This is a genomic window from Crateriforma spongiae, from assembly GCF_012290005.1.
Classification (GTDB): domain Bacteria; phylum Planctomycetota; class Planctomycetia; order Pirellulales; family Pirellulaceae; genus Crateriforma; species Crateriforma spongiae.
In genome coordinates, this window is sequence record NZ_JAAXMS010000002.1 from 26,427 (window position 1) to 48,445 (window position 22,019).

Consider the following 22,019-nt stretch of genomic DNA (forward strand, 5'->3'; position numbering starts at 1 on the left):
ATCATGGAACGGGTTCGACTTCGGGCTGATAGATCGGCGCCCAGGTCGGATCACCGAAAAAGAACTGAGGCACCAGGACGGGCGACGACGGCGGTGCCAGCGTGCCGATGCGAACGATGGCGACCGGGCGTCCGAATCGGTCGGCGACTTCCAAAGGGTCATGCGGCAGACCGACATCAATGACGCGTCCGGTGTCCGGCTTTTCTTGTTCGGCGAACGCGGTTTGCGGGTCTTCCAGATAGATCACTTTGGTCACCATCCGGCCGGCCATGGCCTCGTCGATATCGGCTCGGTCCAAGACGATCTGGATCGGATAGGTCGTTTCTAATCCCGGCGGCGGATAGGTCCGATCGATCACTTCGACGCTGGGGTACAGTTCGGCGCCCTCGGCATCGGGCAATCCCGTCATTCGCATCCGATAGACCCGGCCGATTTGCAATCCCGCCATCAGATGGTCTTCGGGCGAAACAAAGGTGCCGCCTTGGCTTAGTGCGAACTGGACTCCGTCGGGTCCGGTAAACGCGACCGGTTGAAAGTAGCCGGCGATCGGTCCGTGGCCCAAACTGCGGCCGTAACCGATCATGCCAGGTTGGGCGTCGGCGCTGAACACACGATGCTGGCCGGCCGACGACAAGTATTGCGACGGATCGGTGGCGTTTGCGTTCAAGCCAATCGCCACCAAGCTGAACAAGCAAACGATCCCTGCCGCCCAACAGCGGATGCCGCCGCGGCGACGATCCGAGTCGCGATGCAGACTGATGTCGTGGTGCATCCCAGTCCCTTGTGTCTCGTGGCCGGAGCGAATCATTCGGCCGGGCCGATCAAGCATCAATTGGTTTCGATAAAAAAACGCGGCGTAGCGGTCGATCGCCACACCGCGTTGATTCGGTTGTCACGTTGAACTGTCTGACCAGAATTACTGGTTACAGTTCGGATCTACTTCTTGGCTGGCTTTGTAGTGCAGCGGTCGACCGGCAGGCATACCGGGGTGGATGTTCTGTTCGGTGATCCGCACGCGGCTGACCGGGTTCGGATAACTCATACCGGGTTGCTGACGCACGTTCATCTTCAGGTGTTCCACCGGTCGCGGAATGTGCATCGGCGTGTGGTTCTTGATGGTGTGCTTCTTCAAGCCGGCCGGTGCACCCAACGGAATGTGGGGCGGTCCGGGCAATCCGATCGGGGTCCCGGTCATCGGCATGCCGTATTGCGGAGCGTTGTAGCCGGCGACCATCCCGGGCAGCGAAGGTGCGGTCGGGGCACAGGTGCCGTCGGCCGAACATCCACAGCCATCGGTCATGGCCGGTGCAAACGGAGCGGGCAATCCGGCAATCGGGGCACCCAAGCCGGGTCCGCCAAATCCGCCGGCCGATCCGCCAGCCATTTCGATGTCTTTGTCACCCAAGCGGATGATGGCAAGGATCGAACCGCGGTTGTCCGCTTCGACGATCGGGTCGATGCCAGGATCCAATCGGGTGCTGACCAGCGTGTCGATGCCGGCCAGGGCGGGTCCTTGGAACTCCGGATCCGGCAGGTAGATGACTTTGGTCACAAAGTTGCCGGTCAAGACTTGGTCAAAGTCTTCATCGGTGAACTGCAGCGGGATCGAATTGTGCGCCAGGTAGGCACCGGTTCGGGGATTACCGTACGCCAATTCAACGGTCGGATACAGTTCAACGCCTTCACGTCCGGGGATGTTCGTCAGCTTCAGACGATACAGTCCGCCTTGCGGAAAGTTCTGGCGTGCCGGAACGATCAGCGGTTCGCTGTCGAACATGCCGGCACCGCTGGCGTCATATCGGACTTGCATCCCGTCGGGACGTCCGAAAGTAACTTGAACGGTCGCGGGCACGGGCATCGGCATCGCCGGGCCGCCGCCCATCATGACGCCGCCGCCTTGTGGGATGTTGGTGCCGCCGATGCCGCACAGGCCGGGGCCCGGTGCGGGACCGCAGCCGGCCGGACCGCATTCGGATCCGACGTTGTAGCTGGCTTGGGCAATCGTGCCGTTGCCGCTGTCTTCAATCTTGGCCAAGTTCGCGGCAGCATCGTTTTCACTGGCTGCCAATGCGGGTCCCGGTGCCGGTGCGGTGGCACCATACATCGGTGGTGCCAACACGCCGGGGCCTGGGCCGCCGACGCCCGGACCGGGCTGCATCAACCGCTGCTCGGGCGGCAGGTTGTGGCGAACCGGCACGCATCCGGTGGCGAGCACCGCCGCGGCCGCCAGCAGCGACAAATGGGTGACGGATCGTTTCATCATTTCCCCCCGATAAATCGGTTTCAGTTCCTTGGGTCGCAGCCGAAGCCGCTCGCGTTGACGCACACGTCCATCCATGAATCGCGAGCCACGTCGGTGGTGACAATGGTGTGAATCTGATCCGGCTGGACTTGAGGGCGAAGGAATCACTAACCTCCACCGACGCATCACAGACCGGCTGCTTGGGACAGCATCGGCATCAAGCCCGCGGTTTCTTTGATAAAACCGGCACAACCGCCCCATGAAGATCCATCCGCACAGAAGTCATGACGCCGATGACCCGTCCATGAAACACGGATCTGTTTCACCGGCACGCATCGCATCCCTGTCTTGGCTCGTTTTCGCCGCCCTTGGTTTCGTTTGGGTGACGCCGGCTTCTTCGCGTGCCGCCGAAAGCGCATCGGCCACGTCGCTGTCGCATCCGGTCGCACACGCCGGCACCGAAAATGCGTCGGCGGGCATCCCAAACCGCTCCGATCCCGGTGCGACCAAGGTCATCGACCAAGTGCTGAAACGCTTGATGTACGGCCCGGCCTTTAACGCGCAAATCCGCAAACGCGTCTGGACCTCCGGACGCGAAGTCATTGGCGTCGGTCTGTACGAACAAGCGGGGCAGGGCACCGGTCACTACAACCTGCAAGTCACCATGCACGACGGGGCGGGCAAACACACGTTGCAACAAATCAGCGACGGCCGCCTGGCGTGGACCCGAACCGAGATCGCCGGCAGTGTGGTTCTAAAGCGGGTCGACGTACGCATCCTGCAACAACGCATCCGCGACGCCGGTATCCAAGTCGATCCGGCACCCCATTTGGTCGTCGGCGGCTTGGTCGAATTGGTCGAATCGATTCAACGCGACTACGACCTGACGCTGCAATCCGGCAAATTCAAACTGAAATCCAGCCAGGACGATGGCGACGACGAACAAACGTTCCTGGTGCTTAGCGGTGAACTGAAAAGTGACGTCCGAGAAACGATTTTGAAATCCAGCGGCCGCGACCAATGGCCATCCTTGTGCCCGACATCGATGCGGATGCTGATTGCCACCCAAGGCGACACAGAAACGGACTTCGGGCGCGGTCTGCCTCGACGCATCTATTTCTTCAGCGATCCGCCACCGGCGGAAACGAAAGAGGGTGAAGCCGCACCCACCACGGCACCGGACGCCAACGTCGTCGCACCGGGTCATTTGATCAGCCTGATCGAACTGTACGCCCTCAAGCCGATCACGGCGCCGTCGCCGGACCGTTTCAGTTTTGAAAGCCAAGACCAAAACAATCACTACGTCAACGAAACGCAGCGTTACTTAAAACGTTACGGGCTGTGAACGTCGATTGAGATAACGCCGTCACGCGATAATTCCGCAAAAAAACGGCGAAGCATCGCGATGGTGCGATGCCCCGCCGTCGGGAACTGATTCAAGTTTTTGATTCGTTGTTCGTCCCGGATCAGGGACCAAAGTGGTACGCGTTGCTGATGCTTTGGCCGCCGAAGATGGCTCCCGCGTTCGCCGATGCGCCGGAGGATCGGAAGCCGCCGACGCCCACGCTGTAGGCACCGCTGTTGCTGATCGCACGGCCGCCGAACATCGCATTGGATCGTGCCGATCCGTTGGCCACCCCAACGCCGTAGTCGACGGCACTGATGGCGGTGTTGTTGGCCACCGCACGTCCGCCCCAGCGTCCGCGAGCGACCGCACTACCATTGGCGATCGAAACGCCGCCGGTTGTGAACGCACCGCTCATGCTGTTGGCACTAGCATTACCGTACGCCCGAGCCGAATCGTTGGCGATCGCGGTGCCGTAGTTCGACGCGGCAATCGCGTTGCTGTTGGACCGTGCGTTCCAGCCGTTGGCGACGCTGCGACCGTTGGCAATCGCCACACCACCGTTGCTGGCGGCGATCGCGTTGCCCGTCGCACGTCCGCCGTTGTATCCCGATCCGGTCATCCGTGCGTTGGCGTACCCGCCGTTGGATGCCGCGGCAGATGCGTTCAGTCGAACGTTTCCGCTGCCCGATGCCGACGACCGGGCGACACCGCCGGTGGAGTAAGCACTGGATGTAACTTGAGCCGATGCGTCGTCGGCGACGATCGAGACGGTGGTGGCGGCGGCAAGGATCGCGAAGGTTTTGAAGAAGCGTTTCATCGGTCGGTGACTCCTGATGGTTCTGTCCGACACTGCGGACAAATCTGAAATGGTGAAGTTGCGGCCGCGACTATCGTTTGTCGCCGGCCCACGTTTCACACAGCGGGCGCGAAACTCCCAAGGGGACAAACCTTTTTGATTTTTTGTGCCATGCTGATCTGCATGGCGTTTGACCATCACATCCGGCACGCGAAGCCCCGAGCAAGACGCTGACCCAACGAAAAAAGGCCGATGCCGTGTCCTTCCCTTATTTGGGCAAGACACGACACCGGCCGATGAACGTCCGACCGTGATGGCGGACGGTGATTGGTCGATTGAGGTGTGCGTTCGTTGATATCGAATCAGTAGCTGACGCTGTTTCTAAGCTGCCGCGCCACGTCGGCGGGCAAAGCTTCGATCTTGCGATCGACTTCACCAGCGGTACCGCTAAGCCGGATTTGTTTCGGCCCCTCATCGGTCGATACAGTCGCGTCGATGCGGATGTGTCCGTTCATATTACTGACCGACACGCTGTGGACTGACGACTGGGTGTCTTCGATCAAAGGACGATGGCGGATCGTTGTCGATCGTACGCCGTCCTCGGTCAAAACGGTCAATCGCATGCCGGGGGTGACCGGCGGCATTTCGCAAACGTCACGCAGCACGTGTCCGTCCAACGTCAACAGAACCATGTGCGGCTGAATTCCGGCCTGATAGGCGGGTGACCCGGCAACCACATCGACCACCAGCAATCCGCCGCCAGAGGTCAATGACTCGTGACAACCGCGGAATAAATTGGGAACGGTCGTCAGTTGCAGCCCCCACGATTCGGCGGCCGCGTCGTGAGGACGATGATCAGTTGGGTCATCGTCCTCGGCCATCGCAGCGGCGGGAACTTGCGACATCACTTGCCGACGGATGCCATCGACGTTCACGTTGCCTTGGGAATCGAACAACGGCGTTTGGCCACAGCACATCGACACCAACGAAAGGGCAGCGACGGAAAGCAGAGTCAGGCGAATCATGATTGGTTTCCTTAATTGAGTGTTTTTGGGTCAGATGTATTCGGATCGGGGTCGGCTGGCCGGATTACCAGCGACGGAAGAAATTGCGAGTCTTGGAATGGCTGAATGCGCGGGTTCGGTTCCCGAAACCGGTCGCCGTGCTGCCGCCGCCCATGTTGCCGAATCCATGATTCGTTTGGCCGCCGACGATGACGCGAGAATTTCCGCCGGTCGATTGCACGCCGCCGTGGCTGACGTGCGTTCCTCCGCGACCGATCGACAGGTTGAAGTTGTGCCCAAGACCGACTCCGCCACTGTTAACCCCAATCGAATGGGACAATGACAAACCGTTGGGGCCCGCACCGATCGCCAAGCCGCGTCCCATGCTGCCGCCGGGTCCGACGCGAGATTCCGTGTCGGTATGGGTCCACTGGCCGCTGGCGGACGCATCCGCCCCGGCGAATCCCGGACCGACATCAACGATCGTTCCGGCACTTTGTGCTGATGCGGCGGTGGCGATCACCGCGACGGCGGCAATCGAAAGGGTCAAACGACAAACAGTGGCGAAAACATTGGAAGCACGCATGGGATAGTCTCCGGGTGACAGAGTGTTTGGTGGTGGTGAACACTCCTCCTGGCGAGACCCGGTCCGCCAAGGGGACAAGACCGGCGGAAAAATCGTGAAACTTCTTCAAGAAACACGTGTGCTCCCCCCCCCCTGCCAAAGAACGCCCAGCAGGCCAGATTCGCCCGTATTTCGGCCGTTTTCTGATCCTTGAAACGGTATTCGTGCTCAGCGGGCGCGAAATCACCCCTGGTCGCTGACCACCACAATCCAGCCGGTGTCGGCCACGTCATCGGGTCGGCCGTGAATGATCACCGGTTCGGTCGCGACCACCCGAGGCCGACCGTCGATGGGATCAGCCACCTCGGTCACCATCACTTCCTGATCATGCGAATTCCCGCGATTCAGGTCCCGCATTCTGATCCGGCGTCCACGCAAAGCTTGCTGGACCCATGCGTCTTCCATATATCGTGGCGGATCGTCTTCGTTTTGCAGTCCCAATTCGGGATGCTGTAACAGCAACCCGCGACGTTTCTGGTACTGATCCACCCGTGTGTCGACCAACCACGTGTTGTCTCGCATGGCAAAATCGCCCAGTTCAACCGCCATCCCGATGACGCCGATTCGCCGACGATCGGTCTGCTCGGCAGGCCCGTCATAGATGGGGACGGCAAAGGCCACCTTCAAGGTGTGCGAATTGGTGCTTTTGTAGGCGGCACACATGTGAACGATGCGTCCGGCCAGCGGACCGACGTCCCGAGCCTCCTCCGGTGTCAGGTCGTACCCCAGCCCGTGAAAGTAATCACGATGTCGATAGCTGCGACCAATACTGGGCTCTCGTTTGACCCGAGCGATCTGAATCCCCTGAACACTTTGCACGTACCAGGACTCTGTCTTCACCGCGTTCTGATGTTCGATGAATCGATCCTGCAACCAGTTCTGAAGCTCCGGCTGCTCCGGTGCAAGTTCCTGTAGCACCACGGCACCAGCCCCACGTTCGGGATCAGGCGAAGCGGTTTTGATTTTGCGATTCAGTTCGACGACCAAGTCTCGCAAGACGCCCGATGACGCCTCGGATTCCAAAATCCGCCAACGCAAATCGATTTGATTGCCGATCGATTGCGCCAAGAACTGTGCACTCGCCCCGAGAGATGCCCGCCGTGATTGTTCGGCATTGTTCCGTGATTGTTCGGCATTGTTCCTTGCTTCATCCGCCAAACGTTCCGCGGCTTCGGCAGCTTTACGCGCGAAAGTCTCCCGTGTCGCATAAGCCCCCAAGGTCAAGAACGCGAAGGCCGAAAACACCCCAAACAGCACCAATGCGATCAATGCAATCTGGGTCGCCACCCGATGCCGCCGGGCCAAACGAAACAATCGTCCGAACCAAGTTTCGCGATGAGCCGATACGGGGTCGTCGGCTAAAAACGCCTCCACGTCCTCGGCCATCTTCAGCGCGGTGGGATAACGATCGGCGGGCTGCAGAGACATCGCTTTGTGGGCGATCGCGGCCAGGGCCGCCGGCACGGCACCGCGAACGTCTTTGACCGGTCGAATCCGTCCGTCGATCACTTTTTCTTTGATCTCGACCACCGATTCGCCATCCACCGGCGTCGTCCCACACAGAATTTTGTATAGCGTGGCTCCCAGGCTATAGATGTCGCTGGCCGGGGTCGGGGCCAGCTTCGACGCCTGTTCGGGGCTCATATACGCCGGCGTTCCCGCACCGAGCCCGGACGTGCTGCTGTCACCCGATTGCACGGGCATCAGTGTGTTTTCCCCACTTTGACGAAACGGTTCATCGCGGACGACGGGAATCGCCAAGCCCCAGTCGACGACGATCGTTTCCCCGTATTTGCCCAACATCACATTGGCGGGTTTGATATCGCGGTGGACGATGCCACGGTTGTGGGCATAGGCAACCGTCTTGCAGACCGAAACAAAATGATTCAACAACAATCGATAGCGCCGGTCGGTTTCCAGCGGGTTGGTTTTCGATTCATCGTCACGGCTGTGCAACGAAGCGATCAAGTCGTCCATCGATTGGCCGTCGATAAAACGCATCGCATAGAAAGGGTCACCATCGGTCGTCCGCCCCACGCCGTACAACGGAATCACACCGGGGTGTTCCAGCCGCGCGGTCACCTCGGCTTCTAACAGAAACCGTTCACGACAAACCTCATCGGCAACCAAGTGCTTGTGCAAAAACTTCACAGCCACACGCCGGTGTGCCGTCATGTCTTCGCCGACATAAACCGCGCCCAAGCCGCCGCGTTGTAAGAACTCCAGTTCCTCGATCGTCGTCCGCACCGGCAACGTCGCATCAGACCAATCCGACATCGGCATGCCTTGACCGATGCGTCCATCGATCTCCGCCAACCGCGCGATCTTGTCACGAACCTCGGCGATCAAATCCGGATGTGATCGACACAGTTCCTCGACACTCAAATCGGTGCCGTTCTCCTGAGCTTCCTCCCACACGTCCAACAGCTCATCGATCACCTGCTGTCGTGATTCGTCGTCGTTTTCGGAGGGCACGTTCATCACAACGCGATGCTTTGGCGTGTCGAATCGCTCAGCTTTTCATGCAACATCAGCCTTGCCGAACGCCACAGCCGCTTGATGGTTCGCGTCGATGTTCCCAGCAGCTCGGCCGCCTCGTCCTGTTTCAGCTCGTGGTACCACAACAATTCGAACACCTCGCGTTCCTTGCCCGGCAGTCGATCGACGCATTCGTGAAAATCGCTCCAGGCTTGCAATTCCGCGGGATTGGCGGCGGCGTCACCGGGATCGAACGCCATCGCGCGACCGTCACCGTCGTCCTGGTTGCCGGCCTGGGTCACATGATGGGCGCCCTGACCTTGGGGGCCCCGGTAATGACGGCACAGGTCGATCAATTCGCGGCGGATCTGCAATGCGGCCAATCGAAAGAAATGGCGTGCGTCTTCGATCTTCGTCGACGACATGGCTTGGTAAAGACGCATCGACGCATTTTGAAAGACATCCTCGGTCTGTTCCCACCGTCCGACGCCACGAAAATCGCGTTTCATTTTGGTGGTCAGACGCATCAGACGTTCCTGCGTCAAATTCAACAGTTCGCCTCGAACGGCGGTGTCACCATCGCGGAGCAATTCAAGACAGCGTTCGACGGCGATCGTTTGTTCACCACGGGCAGAATCATCGGGCATTTCGTCGTGGTCCCTTTGCGTCAGTCATCCGATTCTTTCGGATTTCGGAAACGATTTTTGCCCCTCACAGTCGCACGCGGCTCGCACGGTTGCTCGCATTTCACACGTTTGCGCTCGGCACAATCGTACCACCAAGCCGAACCGTTGATGCCTGGAAACGGGGCGGAGACAGATTCGAGAGATTTTTTTGGCGATCCGGTGTCCCTTTTTTCCGGTCACGTCCGCTGGGTGTAAGTGTTCCGGCAATCAAACACGCCGACTGGACCACTTCACTTCGAAACCATTTGGGAACCGACCGATGAAAACGCTGACCACCTGCACCGCCGTCCTTGCCGCCCTGATCACCTTCACCACCGCCAGTGCCGACCAACGCGTCTTGGTTCAGCCCAATCCGGGCACCGGACCGGCCGCCAGCTATTTCCTGGGCGTGTACACCGAAACCGTCGCGGTCACGCTTCCCGGCGGTCCCGTCGGCCCGGTTGCCGCCGCTCAAGTCGGCGTCCGAGTCGTCCCGTCACCCGGCCCTGGTCCTGTTCACTACGTCCAGCGTGTGACGGGAGTCGTCCCGGGGTCGCCGGCCGCCCACATCGGCTTGGAACCCGGCGATCAGCTGGTCACCGGAAACGGTCGACCGCTGACGTGCCGAAACGCTCTGATCCAAGCCGTGAATCAAAGCGGGGGCCAGTTGAACTTGGTCGTGATCAATGTTCGCACGGGACAGCCGATGAACTTGACCGCTTACCCGCGTTACCAAGGCGGCCCGGTGGCGCTGAACCGTTGAAGCCCAACGCCGTTGAAACCCCGAACCGCTTCAGCACGAACATCACCTGCCTTGACGACTGTGTTTCACCCAGCCAAGACCGCGGATCCCGCGATCTTGGCTTTTTTTGTGTCAAATGCGATTCGACGGCGTGTGTAAGTTGTTGGTCCCCACCGATGTCCACGACGACCACGCCCACGATGAATCTGCCCGAAACCCGCGCCAGCCTGCTGATCCGCCTGCGTGACCGCGACGACGCGGCCGCTTGGCAGGAATTCGTGCAGATCTATCGGCCGGTGATCGTGCGGGTCGCCACCGCCAAAGGCATCCAACGGGCCGACGCCGATGACTTGGCCCAACAAGTCCTGATGTCGGTTTGTGGTGCCATCGATCGGTTCGATCACACTTCGAATCAAGCCAAATTCCGAACCTGGCTGCGTCGGATCGCCGACAACGCCACTTTGAACGCGTTGACACGCGGTCGGCCGGATCGCGGCAGCGGTGACAGTGCGTTGCAACGGTGGCTGGATCAACACCCCGATCCGGACCCCGGTGATTCGCGCATGCTGCAAACCGAACTACATCGCGAACACTTCCAGGCTGCCGCCCGCGCCGTGCGAGGCGAATTCAGCGACGCGACCTGGCAATCGTTCTGGCGAACCGCCGTGCTGGGAGAAAACATCGACGACGTGGCCGACGCTTTGGGACGCACCAAGGGAAGCGTGTACGCATCCCGCAGCCGCGTCATGCGACGCATCCGTGAAAAGGTCGAACCATGGCAGTGAATCCTTCCGTCCCACCACCCGATCCCTCGGTGAACGAATGCAACCGGGAAATGATCGAAGCCTTTCTAAGCGATCAGCTTGGCCAACAAGACGTTCTCCGTTTCGAAGCCCACTTGGAAACGTGTGACCAATGTCGACGTCAATTGGATCAAACCGCCGCGGATGATTCTTATTGGACCGATGCGCGGTCGCTGCTGTCGGATTTGGATTTCCAAGTCGACCCGGCGCCCGACCTTAGCTTTTTGCAACCAACCGACGATCCCGACATGTTGGGCCGATTGGGAACGCTGGAAATCAGCGGTGTGATCGGCACCGGTGGAATGGGCATCGTACTGAAAGCCTTGGATCGATCGCTGAATCGATTCGTCGCGGTCAAAGTCTTGGCCCCACACTTGGCATCCAGCGCCGCGGCTAGAACTCGATTCACACGCGAAGCCCAGGCGGCCGCCGCGGTGGTCCACGACAACGTGATCGCAATCCACGGTGTTGAAACGTCTGGCACGCTGCCCTACCTAACGATGCCGTATGTGAAGGGTGAATCACTGCAACGTCGCATCGATCGGCTGGGTCCACTTCCCATCGAAGAAATCCTGCGAATCGGAATGCAGATCGCTCGCGGTCTTGCCGCCGCCCACCAACAAGGTTTGATCCACCGCGACATCAAGCCATCGAACATCCTGTTACCGCACGACGTTCAACGCGTCGTCATCACGGATTTCGGCCTGGCAAGAACGGTCGACGACGCCACGCTGACACGCAGCGGTGTGATCGCAGGCACCCCACAGTTCATGTCGCCCGAACAAGCCCGTGGTGACACGATCGATCCACGCTCGGACCTTTTTTCACTGGGCAGCGTGGTGTACGCGATGGCCAGCGGTCGGCCACCGTTCCGCGCCGATTCCCCCTACGCGATCATCCGCCGCATCGTTGATGACGGTGCCAAACCGCTGCGCCAAATCGATCCGTCGCTTCCCGCTTGGTTCGAAAACTTGGTCGAACGACTGCACGCCAAGGATCCAGACAGACGGATTTCATCGGCAGAACAAGCCGCGGAACTTTTCAAAGCATGCCTGGCTCACGTTCAAAATGACACCGCACCTTTGCCCCCGGCACTACTGGCGCCATTGCCAAACGCTGGCCAGCGCTGGCGGCCATTCCGCTGGCTTGTGTCAGCGATCGCTGCGGCACTGATTGTGATCACGATTTGGTTTTTCTTTGACCGCACCGGAACACAACTCGATCGCCAAACTGGATCCGCCAGTGATTCATTCGTCGAAAGTGACCGGCTGTTACTGCAAGTTGAATCGGAGATCGATCAAATGCTTGAAGAATTTTGACCGTGAATGATCCACGCTGACTTCGCAATACACTCCATTCCCTCGGCCATCTGTTTGAAAGGCTGTTTTGATGAACCGAATTCCAATACGAATCGCCGTATACCTCTCGTTCTGCATGCTCTTGGCTGCACAGGGGTACGCACAGGAAACGGACTCCGTTCCCATTTACATTGACAGCGTCAAATCCGATTCGAAGACGTCGTTGTCGCAGCAACTGGTTCCCGATCCGCTTGCCAGCGACTTGGATTCCGAGATCAAAAAAGCTGAACTGTTGATGAAACTGAAGCAAGACGAGCTTCAAGCGGCCCAGAGTGCTGCTGAGCTCGTTGATAAGAAGATGCAGAATTTTGAGACCAAACGCAGTGAAGCATTTGCCTCACATGACAAGCGTCGACAGGCTCTGCTCGATCGACTCCGTGACATTGAAGATGAAATAGCCCAAAACGACCCTGTCGGATCCCCGATGGGCAATGTCATTCAATCCGCCAAAAACAACCTGCAATCGCATGACCAGGCAAAGAAAAAGCTGGACGAGTCTTTCGATTCAATGCTATTGGAGTTGCGACAAGATGAAACACAATCGCGATTGGCGTTGCGTCAGGCGGAAACTGAATTGGAATTTGCCAAACTGCAGCTTGCATCGGTGAAGAAGGAAGCCGATCGACGCAAGAAAACGTCTGGCACCGCGGCGAAGAAACCCGAGAAGGACGCACCGCCGGAAGTCTTGTCCGACGTCGACCTGGCTCAAGAAGACTTGGCCGATTGCCGAATGCACATCGTCGGCTTGTACCGCGCCGCCGATGACCGCAGCAGCGATGAAGTTTTCGTCGATGTCAAACCGCTGGATCACCCCAGCGTGATCGTCGTTTCGTCCTATATGGAAGTGCTTTGGCGGATTCGAATCGCCAAAGACTCCGACGTCAAATTGGTCATCGCAACGGGATACTTTGCACAAGATCTGACACTGACCACCGACAGCAAACAGGTTCCGGTGTTGAACCTTTCCTACTTTCGCCAAGACAAACAACCACAACGCCGCGGACTTTGGGCGTATGCGTATTCCTGGACAACCGACGAAGGACGCAAAATGGCCCGGATGCTGTACGACATCACCGGCCTGACTGCCAGCAGTTTCCAAGGCATGGAAAGCGCCCGATTGGTCCAGATCGACGGTGTCCGAGGCAAACTGACCAACCGTCAAGCCAAAGAACCGATCCCCGGCTTGCTGACCGACGCGGAACGCATGGCCGAACCGGTGGAATTTCCCGACGAGGCCGACGCCTCCGATTCGCCACCGGGCAAGGTCGAATCCGACATCGACGAACTGTATGCCGCCGAGGCCAGTGCGAAGATTGCCATTCGCAAGACGCAAGACAAGATTGCCGAGATTCGCGAGCAACTGGAAAACATCGACACAGAAATTGGGGATCTGACCCGTCAACTGACCGGTTCTGGAAAACAAGACCCAGCCACCGTCGACCAACTTCGCCAAGCGGTTCGCAAACAGTTTCAATTGCGTCAGCAAGAACAAGAACAGCGTGTCCAGACAGCCGGCATGAAGTTGCAACTGGTCGAAATTCGTCGCATGCTAAGACAGCGAGACGAGGACACGATTGTTGATCGGACGGTTGAAGCCATCCTTGATCGACGAAAGAAACCATAGTCGTCGGACACAAAAAAAGCCGGGATCACATCGCATTGCGATCCCGGCTGAACAGCCAACATTCCGGCTTGTCGTACCTAATTCTTGATCTTGGCTCTTCGTTTCAGCTGATTCAGCTTCTTTCGGCCGCCCTGGTTCACTTCGGTGACAAAGCGGACCAGATCCAAAAACTCCTGGCGGGTCTTCAGCGTGTTTGCCAACCCAGTCGGCATGGTCGAATTCTTGGACTCGATCACGTCGTCGACATCGTCGATCAAGATCTCACGCGGCTTGCCCTGATCGGCCGCGATACTGATGACGATCTTGTCGTCGGTTTCCTCGATCAGGAATCCGGACAGAATCGCGCCGTCCAGCGTGATGACATTGACGGTTCGATAGCCCTCAAGAATCTTGTCCGACGGCTTCAAGATTGATTCGATGACGTGCTGGGCGGTTACTTCATCGCGGGACACCGTCAATTGCGGTCCCAGTTGATAGCCTTGGCCGACGTCGTGGCAAGTCGCACAGGCGGTCTTTTCCCAGTAGAAAAGTTTCGCCCCTCGAATCGCATCCCCTTCGGCTGCGGCGTCACGCACCAAGTCAGCGATGGGTTCGGCCAACAACGCCTTTTCCAATTCGCTGCCGGCCACCTGATCTTCGATCAGCTCGGGTCGGCTGCCTTCGGGGAACGGATGCATTTCCAGCAATTCTTCGGGGCTATAAAAGCGTTGTCGATCGCTGGTCGCCGCCCGAATCTGTTTCACCTGTTCCGGCGTGATCTCGCTGGCATCGTTCCCCCAACTATTGCGGACGTAGGTCAGCACGCTGGCAATTTCAGCGTCGGTGAACATGTTCCCGATCGCCGTCATTGGCGGCACCCCTTGGGTCGTTTCAAAGATCTTGCCGCGGACACGAATCTTGCCCCAAATGCCGTGCAGCGTCAGCTTGATCAGACGTTCCGGATCACCGTTGATCCACTCACTGCCCGCCAGCGGCGGATAGATGCGAACGACGCCTTCGCCGTTGTCACGGTGACATGCATAGCAAGAACCTTCTTCGAAAAAGACTTGTTGGCCCAATTTGTAGGTCCGCGCAAACGCTTTGTCTTTGAACTTTGGCGATTTGGTGCGGTAATCCTTGGGCTTCATCGCACCTTCCAGCTTGCTAGCCAAAAGCTGTTCGAAATCCACCGACAAACTGTCCGGGTCCACCGAACTTGAATCAACGGCCTGTTCGACGAAGGGCTTCAGTGTCCACATCGCACTATTCAGTGCATTACGGATCCAGCGATCGGTCGGTTGCGACGCGACGACCAACAAGATGTCGGCACCGGCTTTTCCGCCCATCCATGTTCCGGCGGACAAAGCTTCCAGGCGAACCCGCGGATGGGTGTCTTTGGCCGCCTGCATCAGATACGTCTCGGGCTGATCCAGCAGATGCAAACAATGCCGAACGACACGAACGGCTGCGGATCGAACGCGATGATCATCGGCATTCAGGCACCGCTGCAACAGCTCGGTCGACGGAGCATGTTGGCCCCAGGTTGCCCACAACGATTCCAAGACCAAACGATCGTCACCGGCGTTGGCGTCGGCGAACTGCATCGCCACGTTCAACACGTCTTGTCGATCACGGCCGCGCAATTCGCGATGGGAACGCTTCCGAGCATTCAGCTCGGGCAGTTTCATGTTTTCGAACAGTTGTTGAATCGTCGCGCCGGCCACCTGCGGCGGATCAACCAACGGACGCTGCTTGTGAGTGATGCGATAGATCCGGCCATATTCGGAATTCCGCAGCGGATCACGCGCGCTGTGTTGCATGTGACCGATCAGCGTGTTGTGCCAATCGATGAAGTACAGACTGCCGTCGGGAGCCACTTCCAGGTCACACGGACGAAAGTTGCCGTCGGTCGATTCGATCAAGTTTTGACGAAACTTGCCTTTGATTTCAGCACCATCTTCGACCGTGTTGTATTGCTTGATTCCCAAGAACCCGATCGTGTTGGCGTACAGATAGTCGCCTTGCACGTCGTCGGGAAAATGTCGGCTGTGCAAGAATTCCGATCCCGAGGTCGGCCGTGTGTGGTGTTCGTAGTTGAACTTCGAAACCTTCGGCACCTCCATCGAATGCGGAATGTTCATCGAATAGCCCAGCATCCAATACTGTGAACCACCCGATGCGTCGTTGACGAACGTTTGCCCATACTCGTCATGGGCGACGCCCCACGGGTTGGAAACGTCGGTTTGCATCACGCGTTCGACTTTCCACGAATTGGGATCGAACCGCCAAACGCCGCCGTCGGTCATCCGTTGGGGGCCCCAAGGCGTTTCGACTTGGCTGTGCAAAAACCGACCTTCGCACATGTAGATGCCGTTGCCGTTGTCCACATCAAAAGCGGAAATCGCGTGGTGCGTGTCGTGAGGATCGAATCCGTCCAGCAACGTCACCATTTCGTCGGCGTGATCATCACCATCGGTGTCCTTCAACAAAACTAGAAACGGTTCCTGCGAAAGGTAGACGCCTTCGGGTGCCAGTTCGAATCCGATCGGCATGTGCAAACCGTCCGCGAAGACGATTTCCTTATCGGCACGCCCGTCGCCATCGGTGTCTTCGTAAATCAGAATTTTGTCGTTGGGTTTGGCGTCGCCCGGTTTGTAGTGCGGATAACTGGGCAGCGTCGAAACCCACAGTCGTCCCTGGTTGTCGAAACGCATTTGGGCTGGATTCCCCAGGTTCGGAAAATCTTGTTCCGACGCGAACAACGAAACGTCGTAACCTTCCGGCAGCGTGAACGTTTTCATCGCTTCGGTTTCGGGATCCAGATAGTCCAGCGTTCCGTTCTTTGCGCTTGCCCGGTAATTGGTTTCCACGGTCGACAAGGGACGTGTGATCGAATCGTCGACTTCGATGGTGGACGATTTTCCTTGTGCAATCGCCCACAAATTGCGATCGCGCAAGACGGTCATCTGGCGGATCTTTTCGATCTCCTCGGGATAGTTGAAATTCCCGTACGGTGCCCAGCGGCGACCGTAGGCGTGAACGCCGTTGAGCATGCGGTAATCATTTCGCCAGAACCATGCCTTGTCTTTGACCGCTTGATACAACAGCGAATCGGTTTCCGGGACTTGTGCATCGGTCCCAAACAACTGTTGCATGATGACCGGTGCCAGTTTTCGATAACCGGCCTCGGACAGATGGACGCCGTTGATCGTCAGCGGTTGGTCGGAGGTGGTGAACCACTGCAGCGTGGGTGAGAACAAATCCAGATACCCGACCTGCATTTCACCGGCAACCTGTGCGACGGCATCGGCATAATTACGCAGCAACAAATTTCTTTCGTCCGCATCGGGCAGGTTGAACTCGCTCAACTGCTGCATCGCAATCGGACTGGCCAAAACCAGACGCGGTGGTTGATCGGCGTTTTGACGATAGGAACGCGATCGCGTGTGCTGGACAAACGCCCGTAATTCGTTCTTGAAGTTTTCGATCCCTTCGGTGCCGTCGAACGACTCGTTGAATCCAAAAAAGGCAACGATGGTGTCGGCTCCGACAATGGTCAGCCATTCGTCGGGACTGGGATAGTGACCTTCGCCTAAGTGAGCTTTGATTTCCGGTCGAAATTGGCTGGCTCCCGGAAACGCCCAAGGATCATCGCGCCCCGCTTCGGGCCGAAACCCGGGCGTGTGCCCCGGATAGCCCATGTTTCGAAACGTCAATTCGGCCTGGGGAAACTTTTGATAAAGCGATGCTTCAAAGGCATTGAACAATTCCATCCGCGCGGCCAATCCGTTGCCCAAAAACACGATCGTTTCGCCGTCACGCGGCTGAAGCGGCAAGGTGACCGCATCGGCGATCTCTTTGACGGGCGACGGTTGCAGGTATTCGGGACGCACACGTTTGGTTTGCTGCGTTTCATTGTCGGTGACGGTCGTGATCACGTCGGGGCCCCAATCACCATCGATCACGCCGTCCTGTGCGGTGGCCGGGTGAACGGATGAAAGGAAAGCCACCACGAACAACAACGTTGGCAGGGCGCAAGAGAGCTTTGGCATGTCGCAGAAAAAGCCGTGCAAGGAGGGATTCGGAATGGGCCGGCCGCCAGGTAGGGCCACGCGGAAGACGCAGCAGCGGCGTTGGGGGAAAGAGAAAGCCCCGTGAACTGAGTATAGTTGACCAACCGGATCCGCGTCATATCACCGCACACGATTCCGGGGCCGACACATGCGGCAACGCTGGGGAGGTTTATCTTGCATCAACTGGCGGACGTGCGGGTCCACCAAACGCTGGATCATCCGTCCCCAGAATCCGGGCCGGGTCGCCTCCTGCCAGCATTGATCATGCGTCCACCGTCGTCACGCAGCAGATCATTCACCGTGATGATGGGAATGGTAGTGCTGGCGCAACAAATCTTTTCCGTAGTCGTTGCCGTTGGGTGTCCGCAGAACGGCGTGAATGTGATCACGCGTGGGGCGGTCGGTGCGGAACGGTGCGACACGACGTTGATGATCAAACTCGATCAGGACAACGGGGCTTTGAATGCGATAGTAGAAAACGCTGTCCGCCTTGGTATCGCCGATCCACGCAAAGTACGTTTGGTCCAGGTGCGACTTGACTTCATCCATTTTAATTTCGGCATGGCCGTCGCGCATGGTCCCAACAAAAGATTGGACGACTTCAATCAACAGGTCGCGTTGTTTTTGATCCAGCTTCGAAGCTTCGATGCCGGCATAATCAATATTCACGTTGTCGCGATACGCTTGGGCCAATGCATTGTTTCCCGGTTTGGCTTCTGACAAGATCGCTTTGGATTGCTGGTCCGCATCCAAGGCTTGAATCAATTGCAATGCCTTGTCTTGCTGTTCTTGCAAGACAACCGTACCCGCAAATTCGCCGCTGACCGCCCGCACCGGTTCGCTGCCGACGAATACAGGCGACATCACGACTTGGTCGCCCAGAACGAAGTAGTTGATGATCAGGTGGTGTCCGTCGATCTGCCATCCCCAGGGCTCGGTTTCCGACGGCGTTCCCATGATCGTGATCCAATACAGCCAGCGACCATATTCGTCATAGTTGTCCGCCAACTCCGCCAGGGTGCCATTCAGCTTCATGATATCCTTGGACAACTCCAGACCTTTGGCACTCAAGCTGGCCTGTAACAATCCGAACGCATGATCGCGTTGATGTTCGTCCATTTCATCAAAGCCGACTCCCTGCCGCTTTGGAAAGTGACGGTTGTCCCATTGCCGCCACTCGGCATCATCCACGGGAAAGGTCGTCTTTTCACGTTGCTCGGCGCTTAGCGATGCCAGAAACGCGTTGGCCGCATCAACCACTGGTTTGGTGCTGACACCGGTGGATTCGATTTTGAACACATCGGGTTGGATCTTTCCGCCTGCGGTGACACCGCGAAACGGTTCATCCACCGCTGCGTTGCCACCGCCGCGCATCGGTCGGCGACGACCTTGTTGGGAATACGCAGTGACAGCGATCCCGACAAGACAGACGACCAACAAACCGAAAGCGATGACATGACGAATTTTCACGGTAAACCTTCTTGATCCAGAACAAACGACCGAGGCAATAAACACACAACGCCCATTGTGGGCTATTGCCAGATTACGGTATGGCCGAGCCGGGCGGGAATTCTGTTTGCGAAAAGACAGGTGCGATGCAACGCAGTTTGTCCATTTCCCGGCCATCGATTGCGTGGGAACCGCGATGGTTCCCGCGCAATCGGATCGAAACATCTCTCAGTGAATCAAGGCTGCTTTGCCGCTGCATCGAAGCGTCTTACGATCACTTCGATTCGGGCGTTGATCAGTTGGGACGTTGTGGTCGACCACCCGCCCGGCCGCCTTGTCCGCGAGGTCCGCCTTCGCCACCAAACCCTGGTCCACCGCGTCCATCGGGCCCACCGGGTCCACGACGCATCAGTTGTTCGGCTGCCTTGGCCAATTCACCGGCGTCCAGTTTTCCGTCGCCATCGGCATCAAACTCCATCGCCTCGCGTACGAACTGATCGGGGCTGGGAGGTCCACCGCGTTCGCCACCACGTTCGCCACCAGGGCCACCCGGTCCTGGGCCACCCGGTCCTGGGCCACGGCCGCCGCGATTTCCGGGACCGGCTCCCGCCGACGCCTTGTCCAACTCATCCTGGTCCAGCACGCCGTCTTTATTGGCGTCATAGCGATCAAGCGCCATTTGCATACGAGCCGGCAATTCGTCTTTGCTAACTTTGCCGTCACCGTTTTCATCGAAACTCATGATGCGGCTGACGAACCCGCCACCATCACCACGCCCATCGGGCCCACGTCCTCCCGGACCGCCGCCGCCGGGACCACGTCCGTCAGGACCACCGAAGGATCGCGGACCCATCGGATCAAATTCGTCATTGGACAGCCGACCGTCCCCATTACGATCCAACTTCTTCAGTGCATCGACGGCCTTTTGAATCTCCGCACCGGAAATGACATGATCGCCATCGGTGTCCAATGCTTCGGCGATCGCATTGGGTGGCGGTCCGCCGGGACCACCAAAGTCGGGTCCGCCACGGCCGGGACCACCAAAACCTTGGCCACCGAAACCAGGGCCACCTTGCCCACGCCCACCGGGCGGCTGTGCTTGGATCGCTGAAGTGACAAGAACCGCCAACACGGATGCCATGACAAGGGGCAGGGTGAATTTCACGACAAGGATCTCCTAGTTTCGAAATGTTGAATCACCGTGGATCGGCGACGGACTGATTCCGCCGGCCGAATCTTCCCCGATAACAAAGATGGGAAAGTCGGATCTTTTCGAGACAACGACCGTCGAAAACGATGATCATCGTCTCGTCATCGATTCATGCGTCGAAAACCGGAAGTTCGGGCCAAGGTTCAGCGACTTTTTCTAATCCTGGCTTTGTCAGACTTCCCAGCCGGGTCGATAGGTCTTGCTGATGTACTGATTCGCCTGGGAATCATTGGTCACCTTCAAATTATCCGCGTCCCACTGGATCGCCCCGCCCGTACGATAAGCAACATTGCCCAACAACACCGTTTCAGTCAGCGGACCGGAATAGTCAAAGTTGCATGTGGTGGGCGTGCCGTCCTTGCATGCCTTGATCCACTCAGCGTGGTGACCAATCGAATCGGGGATCGACGGCTCGGGCGGCTGGAAATCAGCGAACTTGTCTTCCGGTAACAACTGGTACTGACCGTAAGTGGCCACCATTTTTCCTTCGGTACCGACAAACATGATGCCGGAGCCGGGTACCGCATGACCATCGATTTCTTTCGGCGCATGGTTTCCGTCGTACCAGATCAATTCCAACGGACCGTGCTGATCGCTGGCAGCGAATTGATACTTCACCGTCAAACCCAGCGGGCAGGTTTCCGGATGCGGCGGTTCGCCTTCGGCCTGGATGTGTTCGGGATACTTCAGCCCCAATGCCCAAAACGGCAAATCCATGTAGTGACATCCCATGTCACCCAAGGTGCCTTGGCCGAATTCCCACCAACGTCGCCACTGGGCCGGATGATATTGACCTTTGGCATAGGGACGCATCGCAGCGGGGCCGATCCACAGGTCCCAATCCAATTGCGGCGGAACCGGATCGGCGGTCGAGGGTAATTCACCGCCGCCCCAAGCTTTGTTGACCCAAACATGCACTTGGGTAACATCGCCGATCGCGCCACTGCGGATGATCTCCACCACGCGTCGATAGTTTGAACCGGCGTGAATCTGCGTTCCCATTTGCGTCGCAACTCCTTTGCGCCGCGCCGCGTTGGTGATCTTACGTGCTTCGGCCACTGTGTGCGTCAACGGTTTTTCACAGTAGCAGTGCAAACCGGATTCGATCGCGCGGATCGCAGCGGGGGCGTGATGATGGTCACTTGCCCCGATGACGATCGCGTCGGCTTGATCCGCCATTGCGTCAATCATCTCTCGATAATCGCGAAAGGTCGCGGCGTTGGGGAAATCCGCATGCGCTTTGTCCAAGTAGTTTTGGTCGACATCACACAACCCGACGATTTCCTGGTTGCGGACTTCGCGAATGTTGGCTGCGGCCCGGTTCGCGGTCCCCACGCAAAGCAATCGCAAACGTTGACCAGCAGAATTGGATTCTTCGGCGGCAACCTGCCCCCATACCCCACCGGCGATGATCCCTCCGGCCATGGCGGACAACATGTCACGGCGATCAATCGTTGACGTCATTGGATGAATCGGTTTGGTCATCGGTGCGGCTCCAAGGCGTGCAGAAATGGACACCCGCAGTTTATCCCCATCGGCGTGATCGTTGTTCCGCTGTCACGACCTGACAACAGCGATGTGTGATGGATCACCCCAGATGCCGCGTGAATGCCGGCCACAGGG

At 58.2% G+C, this 22,019-nt stretch carries 16 protein-coding genes; 5 read left to right on the forward strand and 11 right to left on the reverse strand.

Going from position 1 to position 22,019, the window contains the following annotated elements:
* Position 1 precedes the first annotated feature (1 nt).
* Entirely contained in the window at positions 2-829 is an 828-nt protein-coding gene (locus tag HFP54_RS04315; RefSeq protein ID WP_197136022.1) for a hypothetical protein, read from the reverse strand.
* An 87-nt stretch (positions 830-916) separates the two neighbouring features.
* Positions 917-2,260, reverse strand: a complete 1,344-nt coding sequence (locus HFP54_RS04320; protein ID WP_146414185.1) for a hypothetical protein — start codon at positions 2,258-2,260, stop codon at positions 917-919.
* A gap of 286 nt (positions 2,261-2,546) precedes the next feature.
* On the opposite strand from HFP54_RS04320, the gene HFP54_RS04325 reads away from it, so the two are divergent.
* On the forward strand, positions 2,547-3,587 hold the full coding sequence (locus tag HFP54_RS04325) for a hypothetical protein (RefSeq protein WP_146411112.1): 1,041 nt from the start codon (positions 2,547-2,549) through the stop codon (positions 3,585-3,587).
* 121 nt (positions 3,588-3,708) lie between these two features.
* On the opposite strand, the gene HFP54_RS04330 is transcribed toward HFP54_RS04325, so the two are convergent.
* The 5 genes from HFP54_RS04330 to HFP54_RS04350 form a co-directional block, all read right to left on the reverse strand.
* The gene (locus HFP54_RS04330) at positions 3,709-4,407 is read right to left on the reverse strand and encodes a hypothetical protein (RefSeq protein ID WP_145302548.1); all 699 of its coding nucleotides are present in this window, start codon (positions 4,405-4,407) and stop codon (positions 3,709-3,711) included.
* Between the two features lie 341 nt (positions 4,408-4,748).
* Positions 4,749-5,411 (reverse strand): hypothetical protein, encoded by a 663-nt coding sequence (locus HFP54_RS04335; protein ID WP_168564227.1) that lies wholly within the window; start codon positions 5,409-5,411, stop codon positions 4,749-4,751.
* A gap of 64 nt (positions 5,412-5,475) precedes the next feature.
* Positions 5,476-5,976 carry a hypothetical protein gene (locus HFP54_RS04340; RefSeq protein ID WP_145302554.1) on the reverse strand — a complete coding sequence of 167 codons (501 nt, stop codon included), beginning with the start codon at positions 5,974-5,976 and terminating at the stop codon, positions 5,476-5,478.
* Between the two features lie 222 nt (positions 5,977-6,198).
* On the reverse strand, positions 6,199-8,496 hold the full coding sequence (locus HFP54_RS04345) for a serine/threonine-protein kinase (protein WP_168564228.1): 2,298 nt from the start codon (positions 8,494-8,496) through the stop codon (positions 6,199-6,201).
* Positions 8,496-9,140: an RNA polymerase sigma factor gene (locus HFP54_RS04350; RefSeq protein ID WP_146411102.1), complete on the reverse strand. Its 645-nt coding sequence runs from the start codon at positions 9,138-9,140 to the stop codon at positions 8,496-8,498. Before HFP54_RS04350 ends, HFP54_RS04345 begins: the two co-directional genes overlap by 1 nt.
* Positions 9,141-9,438: 298 nt before the next feature.
* Between HFP54_RS04350 and HFP54_RS04355 the strand changes: the two genes are divergently transcribed.
* The 4 genes from HFP54_RS04355 to HFP54_RS04370 all read left to right on the forward strand — a co-directional run bounded on the left by HFP54_RS04355 (position 9,439) and on the right by HFP54_RS04370 (position 13,685).
* Entirely contained in the window at positions 9,439-9,921 is a 483-nt protein-coding gene (locus HFP54_RS04355; RefSeq protein ID WP_168564229.1) for a PDZ domain-containing protein, read from the forward strand.
* Positions 9,922-10,076: 155 nt separating this feature from the next.
* Entirely contained in the window at positions 10,077-10,685 is a 609-nt protein-coding gene (locus tag HFP54_RS04360; protein ID WP_206036004.1) for an RNA polymerase sigma factor, read from the forward strand.
* On the forward strand, positions 10,676-12,022 hold the full coding sequence (locus HFP54_RS04365) for a serine/threonine-protein kinase (protein WP_168564230.1): 1,347 nt from the start codon (positions 10,676-10,678) through the stop codon (positions 12,020-12,022). The genes HFP54_RS04360 and HFP54_RS04365 overlap by 10 nt, the downstream gene beginning before the upstream one ends.
* A gap of 70 nt (positions 12,023-12,092) precedes the next feature.
* Positions 12,093-13,685: a hypothetical protein gene (locus HFP54_RS04370; RefSeq protein ID WP_168564231.1), complete on the forward strand. Its 1,593-nt coding sequence runs from the start codon at positions 12,093-12,095 to the stop codon at positions 13,683-13,685.
* A gap of 77 nt (positions 13,686-13,762) precedes the next feature.
* Here the strand turns inward: HFP54_RS04370 and HFP54_RS04375 are convergent, their stop codons facing one another.
* The 4 genes from HFP54_RS04375 to HFP54_RS04390 form a co-directional block, all read right to left on the reverse strand.
* Entirely contained in the window at positions 13,763-17,716 is a 3,954-nt protein-coding gene (locus HFP54_RS04375) for a PVC-type heme-binding CxxCH protein (RefSeq protein ID WP_168564232.1), read from the reverse strand.
* Between the two features lie 312 nt (positions 17,717-18,028).
* Positions 18,029-19,201: a DUF3500 domain-containing protein gene (locus tag HFP54_RS04380; protein WP_390656852.1), complete on the reverse strand. Its 1,173-nt coding sequence runs from the start codon at positions 19,199-19,201 to the stop codon at positions 18,029-18,031.
* Between the two features lie 280 nt (positions 19,202-19,481).
* Positions 19,482-20,351 (reverse strand): EF-hand domain-containing protein, encoded by an 870-nt coding sequence (locus HFP54_RS26100; protein WP_168564233.1) that lies wholly within the window; start codon positions 20,349-20,351, stop codon positions 19,482-19,484.
* Between the two features lie 216 nt (positions 20,352-20,567).
* Positions 20,568-21,881: a Gfo/Idh/MocA family protein gene (locus HFP54_RS04390; protein ID WP_168564234.1), complete on the reverse strand. Its 1,314-nt coding sequence runs from the start codon at positions 21,879-21,881 to the stop codon at positions 20,568-20,570.
* Between the last annotated feature and the right edge of the window lie 138 nt (positions 21,882-22,019).

Excerpts from the sequence above, each read along its gene's own strand:
- HFP54_RS04315 (WP_197136022.1), bottom strand. The coding sequence starts at position 829 with ATGCTTGATCGGCCCGGCCGAATGATTCGCTCCGGCCACGAGACACAA.
- HFP54_RS04320 (WP_146414185.1), bottom strand. The coding sequence starts at position 2,260 with ATGAAACGATCCGTCACCCATTTGTCGCTGCTGGCGGCCGCGGCGGTG.
- HFP54_RS04325 (WP_146411112.1), top strand. The coding sequence starts at position 2,547 with ATGAAACACGGATCTGTTTCACCGGCACGCATCGCATCCCTGTCTTGG.
- HFP54_RS04330 (WP_145302548.1), bottom strand. The coding sequence starts at position 4,407 with ATGAAACGCTTCTTCAAAACCTTCGCGATCCTTGCCGCCGCCACCACC.
- HFP54_RS04335 (WP_168564227.1), bottom strand. The coding sequence starts at position 5,411 with ATGATTCGCCTGACTCTGCTTTCCGTCGCTGCCCTTTCGTTGGTGTCG.
- HFP54_RS04340 (WP_145302554.1), bottom strand. The coding sequence starts at position 5,976 with ATGCGTGCTTCCAATGTTTTCGCCACTGTTTGTCGTTTGACCCTTTCG.
- HFP54_RS04345 (WP_168564228.1), bottom strand. The coding sequence starts at position 8,496 with ATGAACGTGCCCTCCGAAAACGACGACGAATCACGACAGCAGGTGATC.
- HFP54_RS04350 (WP_146411102.1), bottom strand. The coding sequence starts at position 9,140 with ATGCCCGATGATTCTGCCCGTGGTGAACAAACGATCGCCGTCGAACGC.
- HFP54_RS04355 (WP_168564229.1), top strand. The coding sequence starts at position 9,439 with ATGAAAACGCTGACCACCTGCACCGCCGTCCTTGCCGCCCTGATCACC.
- HFP54_RS04360 (WP_206036004.1), top strand. The coding sequence starts at position 10,077 with ATGTCCACGACGACCACGCCCACGATGAATCTGCCCGAAACCCGCGCC.
- HFP54_RS04365 (WP_168564230.1), top strand. The coding sequence starts at position 10,676 with ATGGCAGTGAATCCTTCCGTCCCACCACCCGATCCCTCGGTGAACGAA.
- HFP54_RS04370 (WP_168564231.1), top strand. The coding sequence starts at position 12,093 with ATGAACCGAATTCCAATACGAATCGCCGTATACCTCTCGTTCTGCATG.
- HFP54_RS04375 (WP_168564232.1), bottom strand. The coding sequence starts at position 17,716 with ATGCCAAAGCTCTCTTGCGCCCTGCCAACGTTGTTGTTCGTGGTGGCT.
- HFP54_RS04390 (WP_168564234.1), bottom strand. The coding sequence starts at position 21,881 with ATGACCAAACCGATTCATCCAATGACGTCAACGATTGATCGCCGTGAC.